This is a genomic window from Segatella maculosa OT 289 (assembly GCF_000243015.1).
In the GTDB taxonomy this organism is placed as follows: domain Bacteria; phylum Bacteroidota; class Bacteroidia; order Bacteroidales; family Bacteroidaceae; genus Prevotella; species Prevotella maculosa.
In genome coordinates, this window is sequence record NZ_JH594504.1 from 59865 (window position 1) to 74604 (window position 14740).

Below are 14740 nucleotides of genomic sequence, written 5' to 3' on the forward strand. Positions count from 1 at the left end.
AGCGCAATAAAAGTTCACTTTTTAATTGCCGAGTGCAGCTAAGTATTATACAAAAGGTAACGGGGTAGCTCACCACTGCTCCACAAAAAGCATTTTATATGACTAATCGACTGATGACGGCAGAACTCGCCGAACAGCTGAAGGACTTCCCCCTTTATTCTCAGGACGGGAAGCAAAAGGACGCCACTTGCGTCTGTGTTTTCGAGATTGGACTCATCCGTTGGTATGTACTGGAGGGGCAGCCAGAAGGCGACGACTTTACCTTGTTCAGTATCGCCGTAGGAATGGCAGAAACGGAGTATGGTTACGCCTCTGTTAAGGAGATGGAAGGTATCACTGTAGATGGCTCCCAGTATGGATTGGGCATGTTGAATATAAAACAAGTACCAGACTTCAAGCCCTGCCCACTTGCCAAGATACAGGACAAGCGGCTACAGGACTTCCTGTCAAGGCTTTACGACGAACAGTAATGAAAAGACTTTGCAAGCGAGAGTAAAAAGAAGCTCGCTCCAACTTTGCCGACTGCAGCTAAACATTATGAAAAGGCGGAGCTTCCGCCTTTTTTTATTTTTTTGTAGGGCACATATATTTCTGTTGTCTTTTCTGTCTTATTTGTCTATTTGATATAATTCATTGATAATCAGAAATATAGTATTCTTTATTGTTAGACAAAACTTATATTATATGACTAAAACAGAAAAAATCTCCACTTCGTTCCTTTTCTAAGACAAGCTATGACAAGCCAAGACAACGCTGGTAATATATAACTCTCTGATACTCAACAACAAGACATATAAGACAATTAAGACAAGGAACACGGGGTATTCCTTTATGCAAAATACAAAGCAAAAAAATACCATGTGGGTACTATATGGTTACCACATGGTATCAAGATGCGGAAGAACTCTGCATCGAACTAATTGACATGAGATATATAAAGACTTTTCGTTATACGAAGCCAAAGCACTTGAAATCTCCATCTAAAATGAATCTTCCTTTTCCTCTTTCATCTGTCCGGATTGCATCTCTAAATTTATATCGAATGATTGAACCAGCTTGTCATAATCGAAGCAATAAGAACGTTGCTGGACAGACATCTTGGTGGGCATCCCTTTTGCGTCTTTATGCTCGAAATCGAGTACCTGATTGCCCTTCTTGACGACGTGGTAGGTCATGCGCTGCTCGCCCAGGTACTCCTTGCTGTTCTCCAAATAGTAGCGAAGCGACTCTTCGGGCAGGGAGGTCTCACCGTTGCGGTGGGCATTGAGTTTGTAGAGCATGAAGATACGAGTCTTCTGAAGATAGAGTATCTTGCGAGGCTCGGCCCATTCCGTTTCACTAATGGTGCTGGAGTGGAACCGGCTGACGGCTCTAATCCTGAAATCAGCATCTTCGTAAATTTCGCCCTCGCTATTGAGGAACTGCACCATACGCCAGAAACTGCCTAACTCGTCATTAGTCTTGCACTCCATATTCTGGTGGATGATGCCATCTACCGTGATATTCAGTATCTCTGAATATGAAAGGGGGAGATCCAACTTGCCTTCCAAACATCGGAAGGCTGTAAGTGGAATCACCCAGTTTTGCACAATTCGGTCAATGACATTCCTGCTGCCCAATCGTTTGTTTACATCATTCAATATCAAATGATACTGGTCATAAAAAACTTTACCAAACTGATCCCGATGGGCTAACAGTTGCAAGGTAAGATGCGTCAATCCTTTGGAACGCATCATGAGTAACCTTTGGTAATTTTTCTTTTCGTCATCCGTAAACTCTGACTTGGGAAACGAGAGGAAGATGAGTCGGCTGAAGAGGGCGATGTCGGCCGTGGGCATCTCCTGTCCGGAGATAATCACGCCTGCATCTACGGCGGTGGTCTCCTTCTTCTTGTCGGTGCCCATGTTCATTCGGGTGCGCCCCGTGCCGTCCCAAAGGCCTTTGATAAACTCAATCTTGGCAGTGTCGATACCGTTCTTGTATTCGTCGATGTGTACCAGGGCATTGGCGGCGGCAGCCACGGTGTCGTTGAGGGCCGGAATGGTGGAGTTCTGGATGTTGGGCGGTATGTTGTCGATCACGAAGAATGACATCAACGTGTGGCCCAGTTCACTCTTACCAGAACCTTTCGGACCGAACAGGTCGAGGATGGGGAAAGAGCGGGTTGTGAGAGTGATGATGTCACGGAAGAGTGTGGCGAGATAGAAGCAAAAGCCTATCTTGCCATTGTCGCCAAAGACGAGAAAGAGCTGACGGGTGAAGTCCTGGAGACTGATCATGGAGAAATTGAAATGCACAAACTGACGCTCGAAGCGGAAATAGTCGGTGTTCTCCTTATAAATCTGGGAGAAAGCTGGCAGGTAGTAGTTGCCCTTTTCGCCCAGATGTACGATGCCGTATTCATTAACTTCGCTGAACTTCCCTCCATAATAGATGCCGTTGCCAAAGGTATAAAAGCCTTTCTTGTTCCAGCCAAGCTGCTTGATCTGGGCTGCCGTCTCGGTCTTTTCATAGAGGAAACTCTTCAGTTTGATGAGTTCCTTCTCACCGGCCTTCCAGATGAAGTTGCCGAGCGATTCAAGCTTCTGACGGAACTTCTGGAGTGAGATAAGGTCTTCCTGCTCCATCTCCACAATCTCCTTCGTGCCCAACTCGTTAGTAAGCAGGTAGAGTCGCTTGGCCATGAGTGGGTCCTTGATGTGGAAGAGGGGTGTCAGCGTAAAATTGCTCCATTCCAGCACGCCGCCCTTCTCGGTGGTGGAAAAGTATTTGCCGTGGTCTATCCAGAAACCATAACGGCGGTTCAGGTCAACCTCTTCCTCCTTCGGGCTGTCGCGCCTTATCTTTTCGTTCTCGATTGCCTTCTGCCAGAAGAGCTTGCCCCGATGGTACTTGGTGAGGGCATCAATGTACATCGTGAGTTTGGTGTCGTCGTCGATAAATGACAGCAGATAGGCTACCTGCTTCACGGCATCGCTCTTCTCTTCAGTGTTGCCACAAGTTTCAAACAGCTTGGCAGCCAGCCACAATACGAAATCTACTTCCAGTACGTCCCTGAAGATGCTGATATGGGTGAAATAAGTGTCAGGATCTTCTTTCTTGCCCTCCTCGGTGGTGGGTATCTCCTTGACCGACACCGTAAGGTGTTGCTCGGTGGCGAGCTTACCTGCTTTCATCACGGCTTCAACGCCCGTTCCGAAAGCGGCACCGTCTTTGGGTGGGTCGTTGTCGGGAATGAAGCATACCTTGCAGGCTGCCCTCTTGATGAGTTGGAACTGCTCCGCGGTCCATGCCGAACCAAGGTCGGCCACGGCATTCTGCACACCAATGGAGTGCAGACGCATACAGTCGGGCGCACCCTCCACAAGGTACATCTGTCCGGTCTTTCCTGCAGCTCGCCACGCCACATCTAAACCAAAGACCGTGTTGCGCTTACTGTAGATGAGGGATTCCTTGCTGTTGAGGTATTTAGGCTGACTGTCATCCATCACTCTTGCCGTAAAGCCGATGATGTGCTGGTAGCGGTCCTTGATGGGGACGACGATACGGTTCTGGAAGAAATCGTAGCCCTGTGGGTTGGTAAGTCCCAACTCCTGAAGAAACTCCTTTTGCAGGGGCAGGTGAGCGAGGGCTTTGCCGTCGATGGGCGCAAATCCCATCTCTATCTCGTCGCAGTATTTCCTTCCCCAGCGGTGGTAGGCATAGTCCTGGGCTGGCTTGTAGCGCAGGAACACCTCACGGTAACACTTATGCACGGCAGTATTGACAATCAGCAGCGACTCGCGTTTCAGCCGGTTCTGCTTCTCGTCGATGGTTTCCTCGCGTTCCTCCACCTCAATGCCGTACTTCCTTCCCAGCCACTTCACAGCCTCCGGGTAGGCCATGTTCTCATGCTCCATCAGGAAGGTAATCGCATTGCCTCCCTTATGACAGCCGAAACAGTAGAACATATTCCGATTGGGCGTAACCGTGAAGGACGCTGTCTTCTCTTGATGGAAAGGGCACAGCGCACGATAGATAGTGCCACGCTTCTGAAGCGGCAGGAACTCAGCCACAACATCTTCTATATGCACTGTATCAAGTATTTTTTCTATAATAGTCTTGGGTATCATTTCATCCTCTAATAAAGTTTGGTAACACAAAAATGCCTTGACCGACTGGCTTCGCAGCTGGTCGGTCAAGGGCTTCTACTTAGTCACTTGTTATTTAGAGGATTGCTAAGTTTCACGTAGTCCTGCCACCAGTTCTGATTTCAGAATATACCAGCAGCGTCCCATCTTGTGGGCTGGGATAAGTCCTTTCTCTATTCGGCGACGAATAGTACACTCCTTACGCTGCAGCATTTTTGCAATGTCGGGCACTGTATAAACTGTATCCGTAGCATCAACAATCCCATTGGCTGTGAGCATTGCCTTAATCGTGCTCTGAGCCGTTTTCCCATCTGTCTCTTCCAAAGAAACTCTTTGGGAATTTGTTCTTCCATTTTTTTGCATTTCTATCTCCATTTAGTTCTTTCACACGTTCCTCTCTTGAAACCACATAGATTCCGATTCTTTCAGCCTCCACATTATAAGTTACATGGATAAACTTTCCTGTTCTACGACCTTGAAAACGATTATACTTACTAATAACGTTTCTCACACTGTGCTCGTCCTCAAATGACACATTGGCGACCTTTATGTCACCAATCTTGGACTTCTGCACCCACTCTGTAGGATGAATGAGCCTTTCTACTTTAATTTTAACCATATTATTGAATATTGATTAAGACCAGTACACCGTGCACTGGCTTCTTAAAGTAAAAAGCTTGAGGTTCCTCAAAGACATCGTTTTGTTCTGCAAGAAATCGTTATTCTCCATCGTCTAATACTATTTGATCAATCACTTAAAGTGGTTTCACGATTTATTGCTACAAAAATATAGACAAAAAAGATGATATAAGAGCATGAATTCCGCAAACTCTGCCAACCAACCAACTATTTAACGTTTGAGAATGGGATTCTACAGGATAAAATGGGTATTTGAGGGATATAATATAGTAAATAGTGCATACACCTACTTGCTATAGGAACATATCAGTACTGTTTATATGTTTGGTATGTGGAATATATTGTATTTGAGTTATAATTCTTCTATTTAGAAAGCTTTTCCCAGGCTTAATAGATAATATACAAACAAAGAATTATGTCCAACCTATATGAGTGTCCCACACCTGTGAGTGACTATGGAGAGATTGACATGCCAAACGTATTAGATAAGGTATATAAAGATAATTATCACTTGGTGGCAATCATCAATGGGCATCGTCGCTGATTTGTCATCAGAAAAGGCACCGAAAACGGGCAGATGATTAGCAAGATAGGGAGTGGCCGTATCACGGAAGAGGTCATTAAGAATATGACAGATATGGTATTTAAGGATTATAGATCATTATATTTCTCCATCAATGGGGATCCCTTTGCTACCCAGCAGAGAAATCCCCATTCTAATTTATTGTAGATTATACACCACAAAAAAACGAGAGCTATGTTGTTCCAACATTCCCTATACTTCAGGCAATGCGCCCTGCTTCAAAGTTATTTTCGTGGTATGTCCTTTTTCAAGTTTGCACCGTCCGTTATACATCAGATCTTCTTCGGTATATTTCATATCGGGACTGGCAAAGTAGATTTTTAGGTCATAGTCGCCAGCAGATAGGCGGCTCATCTTGAAGCTCACGTCATAGTTGCAGATGCAGTCGGCAAGGGCTTCCAGCTTGTCATGATATACTACAAGCACAATCTTGTTGTCGTCATTGGCAATCTGGACGTGGATCTTACGCACGGCGCAATTTCCCTTGACATCTTCCAAGACACCCTTAACGATGCCGTCTCCCTCTAACTGTAATGACAGAGAGGCTGGTTTAACGATGTTTGTCTCATAAATATCCGGCTGAGTGTCCGTTTCTGAAAGATTCAATTTACAGGCACTATTTACCACATCATAAACTTTCATTGCGTCAAGGGCTATATGCTCCGACGAACATGCTGATAGTCCTAAAAGACATACCAGACTGAAAAACAAATGCTTTTTCATCGTTTTTATCGGTTTAATCGTTTTACACCATATATCATTCTATTTTCATACCATTTTTCGATGATGATGCCTTTTCTATTTGTAGAGTATTTTGTTCCGTCCAAGGCATAACGCCCTATCAGTTCTGAGGTAGATTTGGAGACTTTCTGTTTTATGCCCGTTGAGGAAAGCAGGGGCACATAACCACTTTCCTCCACAACGTTTTGTTCGTAAGAGCTCGTCAAATATTCAAATAACTTATAAGCCTTTGAATCCTTGTCTATGTCCGCTCTTACGGATGCACAAATCTCTGATACATACGGATAGCTTCCATCATTGATCGTTACCTTGCTTGGTGCAATCCCTTCTACTGCAATAACTTTCGCATAATCCTGGTCACGGGTCATAATATTATAATAATAGAATGGAGTGTAAGCGATGCCATTAACATCGTATCGCACTTCATGAAAAGGTCCTGCCATAGTTTCTGTGATCATTTCAGGCCAAGCAATCATCTTTAGGCCCTTCATCACCATAGTTTCCATCTTTTCCTGACTTCCAGAATTGGCATTTCGAATGTATGGATTGATGGTACCTTCATTGCCCCCAACCTCTGTCCAGTTCCGTTTAGTCCCCGTATATATATCCTGAATATTCTGGATAGTTAATGAATTGACAGGATTAGACTTGTTAACGATAAACACAAAACCATCTTTACCTATTGGACGAGTTATCAGATTCACCCCCTTATCATCTGCATATTCCTGTTCCGTTCTTGAGATGTCCCGAGAAGCAATGATAAGTTCCACCTTGCCATCAATTAAATTTGTATAAGAACCATGCGTCGTGCTGCAGTTGAGTTTGCTTTCCAGTTCCTCACGCTGCGATTGGGTAAGGGAAGCCTTATCCCAATCAATAGAAACATACCACACCTGAGTAACGGCCTCATTCTTATACCATTTGTATGGCAATCCCAAAACCTTAGATGCAAGAATAACGCTGAGCGGCTGTGTCGAGGTGGAACAATCTATCGAAGGAAAATCTCGAAAAGACATCTTCAAATCATCACATATATCTGGCTCTTCATGGCCATTACATGCTACTGGTACGAGCGAAGTCAATACCAACAGAAACAAAACTTTTATTTGTTTCAGAACACTTTCAAATGTAATCATCTTACCCATAACTATAAATTTAAGTTGTAATTTTGGTCTGTAACTTTGCCAAATATAGTCAATTTCTTATGTTTTTGCAAGTTATCAGCTTAAATCACTATCATATCTTCAATTCCTTTTATCAGTTCGTATGTGCTGCGTACGCTTTCAAGCCCGAATTCTCCCATATTCTCCTGCCGTTCTTCCACAATATTTACAAAAGTTTCTATCTCGGAAAAGAAGCCCTGAGAATATATTTGATTGTTTACAATGGTGGGAACAAATCCGTTTCTTCCATAGAGTCTGAGATTTATAATGTTCCTATGCACCACTTTCTCTAAAGGTAGTCCCAATAAAGCTCCATTTTTTGGAGTAAAATCCAGTTGTTCCATCCTATCCAATTCATAAACACCCTTATTAACGTGAGTTCGATATAAGAAAGTTGTTTTAAAAGTTGTAGGAGTGGAATATTTTTTGTACCTTTATACTTGTAAACCAAAGAGTTACAAATAAATACCCACTCCTATGACTGATACAAATTTAATAGAAATATTCTGTATATTCGACGATTTTTGCAAGTATTTTACTCCAAAGTTGAAAAAACATACGCTTCAAGTACCCGGCAAGCGGCACCGTAACCGTGCTTCCCGTATGTCGGACAGTGAAATCATGACCATTCTGGTCCTGTTTCACACTCACCGCTTCCGAGACCTCAAGTCCTTCTATCTGGGCTATATCTGCCAGCATATGCGTGGTGACTTCCCACATCGGATTTCTTACAACCGCTTTGTCGAGCGACAGGCACAGGTCGCACTACACCTGTTGCTGTTTCTCCAGACATGTGCACTGGGCAAGCGTTCGGGCATATCCATCATTGATTCCACACCACTGGCTTCCTGTCACATCAAGCGTGAGAGGCAGCACAGAACCATAAGAGGCTGGGCGGCAAAGGGAAAGTGCACGATGGGTTGGTTCTATGGCTTCAAGCTCCATCTTGTCATCAATGACAGGGGAGAGATTATCCAGTGGAAGCTCACGCCAGGCAATGTAGATGACAGGGAGCCATTGAAGGATAAACGCTTCACCGAGAGGTTGTTTGGAAAACTCTTCGCAGACAGGGGGTATATCAGTCAGAACCTCTTTGAGATGCTCTTTGTGGACAATATACATTTGGTGACCAAGATAAAGAAGAACATGAAGAACTCCCTGATGAGCCTGTATGATAAGTTGTTGCTCAGAAAGCGTTCTGTCATTGAGACGGTGAACGATGAACTGAAAAATGTATGTCAGATAGAACACACCAGACATCGCTCTTTTGATAACTTTGCAACAAATCTGATAGCAGGACTCATTGCATACAATCTGTTGCCAAAGAAGCCAGAAATGAACATAGAAATAATTGATAAAAGCAGAATAATTGCATAGAACTTATATCGAACTCACGTTATAATAGAGTTTTTCTACGGTAAATATCAGTGGACTGATAACAGACATATAACATACACAAATCACTTCAAGAATATTTCATCATAAGCAATATGGATTATTTGAACAAAGTAATAGGCAGATACAGGAATATCCGAAGCATGAAAGCTTTGGAAAAAGTCTATAACCACCAATACGCATTGGTAGGAATTGGCAACCATTGTATGAGCAACTTACTACCTGTTATTCAGCATCTACAAATACCTCTAAAATATATATGTTGCACTTCGGAGAAGAAAGCTGCGTTAATTACAAAAAAATACAGAGGAGTGGAAGGTACAAACTCCCTACAACAGATATTGGATGACGAAGCTGTTGACGGTGTGTTTGTGGCGGCAAGTCCCCGCGCACATTATGGAATAGCGAAAGAAGTTATCAAATCTGGAAAGGCTTTATTCATAGAAAAGCCTCCATGCAGAAATAATGACGAATTAAACTCGCTCATCGATTCCACAAGGCTCTATGGTGGTGTTTCTCTCGTCGTTGGATTGCAACGCCGATTTGCACCTGCAACACGAATATTACAGAAGCGGTTAAAAAAAGAACATGTGCTACACTATCACTACTGCTATCTTACGGGGTTGTACCCGGAGGGAGATGCGATGACCGACTTGTTCATTCACCCAATAGATTATGTCTTGTTTCTTTTCGGCAAAGCAGAAATTGTGTCAGCGAATATGGTCAAGGCCTCTGATGGAGGAAACACCTTGCTACTTACCTTACAGCATAAAAGCGTTTTAGGTATGCTGGAACTATCTACTGCTTATTCTTGGAATGATGCAAGAGAAACGCTGAATATCAATACTAATAAGGACGTGAGTTCGACGGATTCAGAACGATGTAAGGGGAGTGTAAATGATGCTTTGTGCATTGATGGACGCTTCTTTGGAAATAGGTGGTAATTGCCTATAATAAGTTGATGATGAAGCGGTCAAAGTATCTATGTATGGAGTGTTCCACCTGCGAAATGTTCTTAAGTTCATCATTCACCGTTTCAATAAAGCAACGATAACCAGAATCGTGGAAAAGGATTATTATCAGCATAACTTCTACCTTTGACATTGTAGAATTTCGATGATATTTCCTTTTTCCTGTAGGTTTTAGTGTATATTTTGCTGTCATTGCATCAAAAAACTTGCAGGAATCGACTACCATACAAAATATTTCAGTAACTCCTCCATAGGTGATTATTACGGTTTTTATTTATAACTATTTGTATATTAGCTCCTTAATGCTACAACGATTTTCACTAATTACCAAATCCATAGACACTTATAATTCGTCGAGATCACGGTAACATAAAAGCAAAAACAAGAAAGACTGCGATCTATAAGAGGCTTTACGCGGATACCATCAGTAGTGAGAACATTAATCTTAATATAAAGATTTACACGCTCATAACAGCTGTTTTTTAGGGAATCTCTGCGCTTTCTCTCCTCGCATTAGAGCAGAACGGAGGGAGGGAAGAACTGTTCAGATGTAAAGATTATTCCCATCTGCTTTTTAATCTACGATCTTTTGATGTGTAAAAGGGCATGTTTTGCAATGTAAAAAGGGCACCTTTTACAAGCCCGTTTGTAACCTATTGATATCTTGAAGGTTACAAAGGAGATAAAGAAGGGATATGGTAGGGAAAGTGAAAGATAGCGAAGTGAGAAGTGTAAGGATTTTTGTTTCTGTTCGTTCCGTTGTGTTTTTCAAAGTAAGCTCAGTGTGCTTTGTCATCAGGGTAGCGGCTTTACCGATTCAAAAGGTGGGTGAACAGACTGAGAAACGGACGTGAAGAAGACGAAAGAAACGGCGGGATTGGCAATAAAAAATGTGCCTTTCAGTCGGTGATTTTTTAACGTTCCAACGACAGTTTACAAAGAATTAATTGTGTTTCAGCGACAGAACCATGACCAATAATATGGACCATTATGGATATACTGTAAGCTGAGAGACTACTTAATAGATTCAGCTCGCACGCTCTATGTCCTCCTTTAAAAAGGACAAAGAGCTTCACGAGCTGTAGAAGGAGAAGTTTTCAATTCAACTTATATCACTTCTCAAATAGATTACCGATATCCTTATGCTATAGAAGAAGAAGTTTTTATCTCAACTTATAGCCCTTGAATGCATAGAAAAGGATATAAGAGAAGCTGACAAAACAGATCCCATACGCATATTGAATGTTGCTAACATCCTTAATAAGTCCGAACAACACAGTGATAACAGCACCACCGATAAGTCCCATTGTCATTAGTGATGAGCCTTCCTTGGTATATTTACCCAAGTCCATAAGAGCCAAAGGCCAGAATGCTGGCCACATCAATGAGCAGCCTAATGCCATGATACCTACAGCATAAATACTATAAACACCCGGGAGTAACAATACAAGTAGCGTTCCAAACAGTGCAACGAAGGAACAGATCTGTAAGGCTTTCGTCTGTGAAAGATACTTAGGAATAAGAATAATACCTGCGATATATCCTATACTGATGCTGATTGGGGTAATCCATGAGTACGTATGAGGATGAGGAAGACCTAATTCACTTGCATAATCTATAAGTGTACCCAAGACGATGGTCTCTGAACCAACATAAAAGAATATGGCAATTGCTCCAAGAACAAGATGTGGGAACTGGAAGACAGAATGCTTACTGTTTGCGTAGTCGGATACTGCTGAATCTGCATCAGCGTCATCTTCTCCAGCAGCTTTCACCTCTGGCAATGGTGATATAAGTGCTACGACACCTAAGATTACAAATAAGCAGATTATAACCAAGAACGGTTTGTCAAGATCTTCCAAGCCAACACCTCCACTATTACTTGCAAAAAGAGCAATAAACAAAGGTGATACAGGCCATGCTAACTTGTTTATCATGCCCATAATAGAGATTCTTTTTGCTGCACTCTCCGTTGGTCCAAGGATTGTTACATAAGGATTTATAGCAGATTGTAGGAACGTATTAGCTGTTCCACAAAGGAAAGATGCCAATAAAAAGATAATGAAACTCCTTTCAGCTGCAGAGAGAATAAACACTCCGAAGGCTATAGCAAACATGGCAAAAGCTGCAGCCATCGTACGCTTATATCCAATTTTACTTATCAATAAGCCTGCTGGATAACCAAAGATAAAGAATGGTAAGAACGTAGCACCTATAAGCATATATGCTTCTGTGGACGAAACGCTTAGCGAAACCTTCAATACTGGTACTAATAAGGAATTGATTCCCAATGCAAAGCCACAAGTAAAGAACATGAAAGCAAGGAAAAGCATTGGTATAATGAAGTTGTTTTTTTCTTTCATAGAGAATCTTTTTTGAATTAAAAATTAATTGTTATGTTTTAAAAATCCGCTTTTTTTGACTATAGTTATCTTTAAAATGTAAAGTTACTACTTGTTTTTAATAATAACATACACTATCTTTGCGTTGTTATAGAGTATATTTACATTTGCAGAAAAAGATGGTAATACTTGATAGAAAGATAGTACATAATGTGCAAACCATGTGCAGTCACATTACATACACTGAGTTTAATCTACCATTTCATAGACATTCCGAATATGAACTCATCCTGTTTACCAGCGGAAGTGGGACTGAATTTGTTGGAGAGGGGGTTGCTGACTACAAAAAGGGCGACGTTGCACTTATCGGAAGTAATATTCCCCATCTGCATTTATGCAAAAGTAGAATGGGAAATAGCCAAGAAACAGAAGCTATGGAACATAGTACAAGTGAAACAATACAGTTCAGTCCAGACATGTTTCCACCCGATATTCTTAACCTACCAGACTATGAACATATTGCTGATTTGCTATCGAAAAGCCAGTATGGCATACGTTTCTATGATGAAGGATTATATGAGGACCTCCTCTCAAGGTTATCTTTGTTCGATTCACAGTCCTATACAAGGCGTCTGATTGCTTTGTATGAGATTCTCGAAAGATTATATAACTGTTCACAAACAAAGCTATTATCACCAATAGCATTCAGCCATTACAAAGCTCCTAATACCGATACTGCCATTGACAAGGTATTCACCTATTTATATAATAACTTCCAGAAGAAGATTGTTCTCACGGAACTTGCTGACTTTGTTAGTCAGAATCCGACGTCACTTTGCCGATATTTTAAGAAATGTACCAACAAGAGTATATTCCAAGTACTTGCCAACATACGCATTAAATATGCTTGTAAATTACTAACTCATTCGAACCTTACGGTCAATGAAGTGGCTTTTAACTCGGGATACAATACACCAACACTGTTTTACGAACAATTCTTAAGAGAGATACATCTAACCCCAAATGAATACAGACAACACATTAACGCTGAGAAAATCAGCAACCATATGAATATAACAATTGGTTCGCCGCAAGACTCAACACATAGTAAATAACGTGAGTTCGACGGATTCAGAACGATGTAAGGGGAGTGTAAATGATCTTTGTGCATTGATGGACGGCTTCTTTGGAAACAGGAAATAGGTGGTAATTGCCTATAATAAGTTGATGATGAAGCGGTCAAAGTATCTATGTATGGAGTGTTCCACCTGCGCAATGTTCTTAAGTTCATCATTCACCGTTTCTATAATGGCTCTTTTTCTGAGTAAAAGTCTGTCTGAAACGCTCATTAAGGCTCCTTTCATGTTACTTTTCAATTTGGTAATAAGCTGTATTCCGTCAACGAAAAGCCTTTGAAATAGGTTCTTGCCGATGTAGCCCTTGTCACCGAATAGCTTACCATATATAAAATCTATGAATGCTTTGTACTCCAAAGGCTTACGGTCATCAATATATCCCGGCGTTATCATAAAGTTGAGAAGCTCTCCTTGCTCATTGCATCAAAAAACTTGCAGAAGTCATCTGCCATACAAAATATTTCAGTAACTTTGTCCTCGGTAATCATAGAGGTTTTTGCTTGTAACTGTTTGTATATTAATTCTTTAAAGTTACAACAAATTTCGCTAATCACCAAATTTATAGACACTTATAATTCGTCGAACTCACGTTATTATACGCTTGGGCAATACACGTTCAAGACTTCTCAAAAGAATAATATCGTACTTCCGATGATAGTTGATCCAGCACTGATTACATTCACGTGAATATCTACATTGTGTTCGACAGGCTGCAGGTGAGTTAAAAATCTCATCGAGCGTATTTTTATGAATATTGCCCAAAATGACATCGAGATTTTGGCACAGAGGAACGTCGCCATTAGAATGGATGACTAATTCGCTGAAAATACTGTGGCATCTAAGCTGTAACCGCCCATTCTTCCATTCATCATAGAGTGCCACAAAATCGTAGTTTTCTTCCGTTTGATGGATGTCAGGAGGGATCTGCCCGATATAGTCTTTATCGTTTGCATCAATTAGTTCTTTGCTTGTATCGAAAAAAGACATAGTGCCATAAATTCCAATGCGGACATCAATTCCATATTGTTTGGAAATTTTGATAACGTGCTCCATATCATTGAACGTGTTCCACGGCGATAAGCAAAACATCAGCGAGATCGGAACAAGTTGTTTGCATTCTTCAATAACCCTTATCACTTTGTCATACCCATCCCTTCCGCGCATATAAAGGTAGGTATTCCTGTCGCCATCAAGTGATATATATAGATGCTTGGGGCGATGTCTCTTAACTGCTGCAATCAACTTGTTGGGGGCGAGACAATTTGACAATAGGGTGTAATTGGGATGATTCTTATCAAACCATCCCAATATCTCGTCGTATTCTGGATGAAGGATAAACTCCCCGCCCTCCAATCCCACAACTGTATGTCGGGTTACACATCTGCTACTCATCATTCTCTTTATATCTTCTAAAGAAAGATGTTCCTCTGGCTTTTTCCAAATGGAGCAGTGCTTGCATCGTGACTGACAACTTGTTGTGGAATAAATCATCAATGACGTCAATTTTTTACGGCGACGTCTCATCATGTTGTTTGCAAACACCAATCCACTGCGGACATAGTCATAAATACTGTACATTACCGTTTTTATCTATTGTGTCTTTATATGTAAAGAGCTGTAACAGACAAAAAGGCTGCAAG

The 14740-nt window shown here is 41.6% G+C and carries 12 protein-coding genes and 3 pseudogenes; 5 read left to right on the top strand and 10 right to left on the bottom strand.

What is annotated here, in order from left to right:
• The first annotated feature begins 98 nt into the window (after nucleotides 1-98).
• A complete protein-coding gene (locus tag HMPREF9944_RS07560; protein WP_004363626.1) occupies nucleotides 99-470 on the top strand; it encodes a hypothetical protein in 372 nt (123 codons plus the stop codon).
• Between the two features lie 510 nt (nucleotides 471-980).
• Here the strand turns inward: HMPREF9944_RS07560 and dnaG are convergent.
• The 3 genes from dnaG to HMPREF9944_RS07570 all read right to left on the bottom strand — a co-directional run bounded on the left by dnaG (nucleotide 981) and on the right by HMPREF9944_RS07570 (nucleotide 4749).
• Complete coding sequence (gene dnaG, locus HMPREF9944_RS07565) at nucleotides 981-4112, bottom strand: DNA primase (RefSeq protein WP_008565541.1); 3132 nt, start codon at nucleotides 4110-4112, stop codon at nucleotides 981-983.
• Nucleotides 4113-4217: 105 nt separating this feature from the next.
• The gene (locus tag HMPREF9944_RS12755; RefSeq protein WP_004363624.1) at nucleotides 4218-4409 is read right to left on the bottom strand and encodes a helix-turn-helix domain-containing protein; all 192 of its coding nucleotides are present in this window, start codon (nucleotides 4407-4409) and stop codon (nucleotides 4218-4220) included.
• A 4-nt stretch (nucleotides 4410-4413) separates the two neighbouring features.
• The gene (locus HMPREF9944_RS07570; RefSeq protein ID WP_004363623.1) at nucleotides 4414-4749 is read right to left on the bottom strand and encodes a hypothetical protein; all 336 of its coding nucleotides are present in this window, start codon (nucleotides 4747-4749) and stop codon (nucleotides 4414-4416) included.
• A 435-nt stretch (nucleotides 4750-5184) separates the two neighbouring features.
• On the opposite strand from HMPREF9944_RS07570, the gene HMPREF9944_RS13430 reads away from it, so the two are divergent.
• A complete protein-coding gene (locus tag HMPREF9944_RS13430) occupies nucleotides 5185-5313 on the top strand; it encodes a hypothetical protein (RefSeq protein ID WP_004363622.1) in 129 nt (42 codons plus the stop codon).
• Nucleotides 5314-5544: 231 nt separating this feature from the next.
• On the opposite strand, the gene HMPREF9944_RS07575 is transcribed toward HMPREF9944_RS13430, so the two are convergent.
• The 3 genes from HMPREF9944_RS07575 to HMPREF9944_RS12530 form a co-directional block, all read right to left on the bottom strand.
• Nucleotides 5545-6075, bottom strand: a complete 531-nt coding sequence (locus HMPREF9944_RS07575; protein ID WP_004363620.1) for a hypothetical protein — start codon at nucleotides 6073-6075, stop codon at nucleotides 5545-5547.
• A 5-nt stretch (nucleotides 6076-6080) separates the two neighbouring features.
• Nucleotides 6081-7238: a PstS family phosphate ABC transporter substrate-binding protein gene (locus HMPREF9944_RS07580; RefSeq protein ID WP_008565544.1), complete on the bottom strand. Its 1158-nt coding sequence runs from the start codon at nucleotides 7236-7238 to the stop codon at nucleotides 6081-6083.
• A gap of 80 nt (nucleotides 7239-7318) precedes the next feature.
• On the bottom strand, nucleotides 7319-7600 hold the full coding sequence (locus HMPREF9944_RS12530; protein ID WP_004363618.1) for a hypothetical protein: 282 nt from the start codon (nucleotides 7598-7600) through the stop codon (nucleotides 7319-7321).
• 133 nt (nucleotides 7601-7733) lie between these two features.
• Between HMPREF9944_RS12530 and HMPREF9944_RS07590 the strand changes: the two genes are divergently transcribed.
• Both HMPREF9944_RS07590 and HMPREF9944_RS07595 read left to right on the top strand, forming a co-directional pair.
• A complete protein-coding gene (locus HMPREF9944_RS07590; protein WP_008565546.1) occupies nucleotides 7734-8633 on the top strand; it encodes an IS982 family transposase in 900 nt (299 codons plus the stop codon).
• 113 nt (nucleotides 8634-8746) lie between these two features.
• Nucleotides 8747-9505 (top strand): annotated as a pseudogene (locus HMPREF9944_RS07595) (Gfo/Idh/MocA family protein); the annotation flags it as partial.
• Between the two features lie 97 nt (nucleotides 9506-9602).
• Here HMPREF9944_RS07595 and HMPREF9944_RS13435 read toward each other — a convergent pair.
• Nucleotides 9603-9848 (bottom strand): annotated as a pseudogene (locus tag HMPREF9944_RS13435) (transposase); the annotation flags it as partial.
• A gap of 937 nt (nucleotides 9849-10785) precedes the next feature.
• Nucleotides 10786-11985 carry an MFS transporter gene (locus tag HMPREF9944_RS07605; protein WP_008565548.1) on the bottom strand — a complete coding sequence of 400 codons (1200 nt, stop codon included), beginning with the start codon at nucleotides 11983-11985 and terminating at the stop codon, nucleotides 10786-10788.
• Nucleotides 11986-12143: 158 nt separating this feature from the next.
• Here HMPREF9944_RS07605 and HMPREF9944_RS07610 point away from each other — a divergent pair, with 158 nt between their 5' ends.
• Nucleotides 12144-13079 (top strand): AraC family transcriptional regulator, encoded by a 936-nt coding sequence (locus HMPREF9944_RS07610; RefSeq protein WP_024985804.1) that lies wholly within the window; start codon nucleotides 12144-12146, stop codon nucleotides 13077-13079.
• Here HMPREF9944_RS07610 and HMPREF9944_RS13335 read toward each other — a convergent pair.
• Nucleotides 13062-13523 (bottom strand): annotated as a pseudogene (locus HMPREF9944_RS13335) (transposase); the annotation flags it as partial. The gene HMPREF9944_RS07610 and the pseudogene HMPREF9944_RS13335 sit on opposite strands and share 18 nt — an antisense overlap.
• A gap of 162 nt (nucleotides 13524-13685) precedes the next feature.
• Nucleotides 13686-14678 carry a radical SAM protein gene (locus HMPREF9944_RS07620; protein WP_004363609.1) on the bottom strand — a complete coding sequence of 331 codons (993 nt, stop codon included), beginning with the start codon at nucleotides 14676-14678 and terminating at the stop codon, nucleotides 13686-13688.
• Between the last annotated feature and the right edge of the window lie 62 nt (nucleotides 14679-14740).

Coding starts and splice junctions, on each gene's coding strand:
- dnaG (WP_008565541.1), bottom strand. CDS start 4,112: ATGATACCCAAGACTATTATAGAAAAAATACTTGATACAGTGCATATA.
- HMPREF9944_RS12530 (WP_004363618.1), bottom strand. CDS start 7,600: ATGGAACAACTGGATTTTACTCCAAAAAATGGAGCTTTATTGGGACTA.
- HMPREF9944_RS07605 (WP_008565548.1), bottom strand. CDS start 11,985: ATGAAAGAAAAAAACAACTTCATTATACCAATGCTTTTCCTTGCTTTC.
- HMPREF9944_RS13430 (WP_004363622.1), top strand. CDS start 5,185: ATGTCCAACCTATATGAGTGTCCCACACCTGTGAGTGACTATGGAGAG.
- HMPREF9944_RS12755 (WP_004363624.1), bottom strand. CDS start 4,409: ATGCTCACAGCCAATGGGATTGTTGATGCTACGGATACAGTTTATACA.
- HMPREF9944_RS07570 (WP_004363623.1), bottom strand. CDS start 4,749: ATGGTTAAAATTAAAGTAGAAAGGCTCATTCATCCTACAGAGTGGGTG.
- HMPREF9944_RS07620 (WP_004363609.1), bottom strand. CDS start 14,678: ATGTACAGTATTTATGACTATGTCCGCAGTGGATTGGTGTTTGCAAAC.
- HMPREF9944_RS07560 (WP_004363626.1), top strand. CDS start 99: ATGACTAATCGACTGATGACGGCAGAACTCGCCGAACAGCTGAAGGAC.
- HMPREF9944_RS07575 (WP_004363620.1), bottom strand. CDS start 6,075: ATGAAAAAGCATTTGTTTTTCAGTCTGGTATGTCTTTTAGGACTATCA.
- HMPREF9944_RS07580 (WP_008565544.1), bottom strand. CDS start 7,238: ATGGGTAAGATGATTACATTTGAAAGTGTTCTGAAACAAATAAAAGTT.
- HMPREF9944_RS07610 (WP_024985804.1), top strand. CDS start 12,144: ATGGTAATACTTGATAGAAAGATAGTACATAATGTGCAAACCATGTGC.
- HMPREF9944_RS07590 (WP_008565546.1), top strand. CDS start 7,734: ATGACTGATACAAATTTAATAGAAATATTCTGTATATTCGACGATTTT.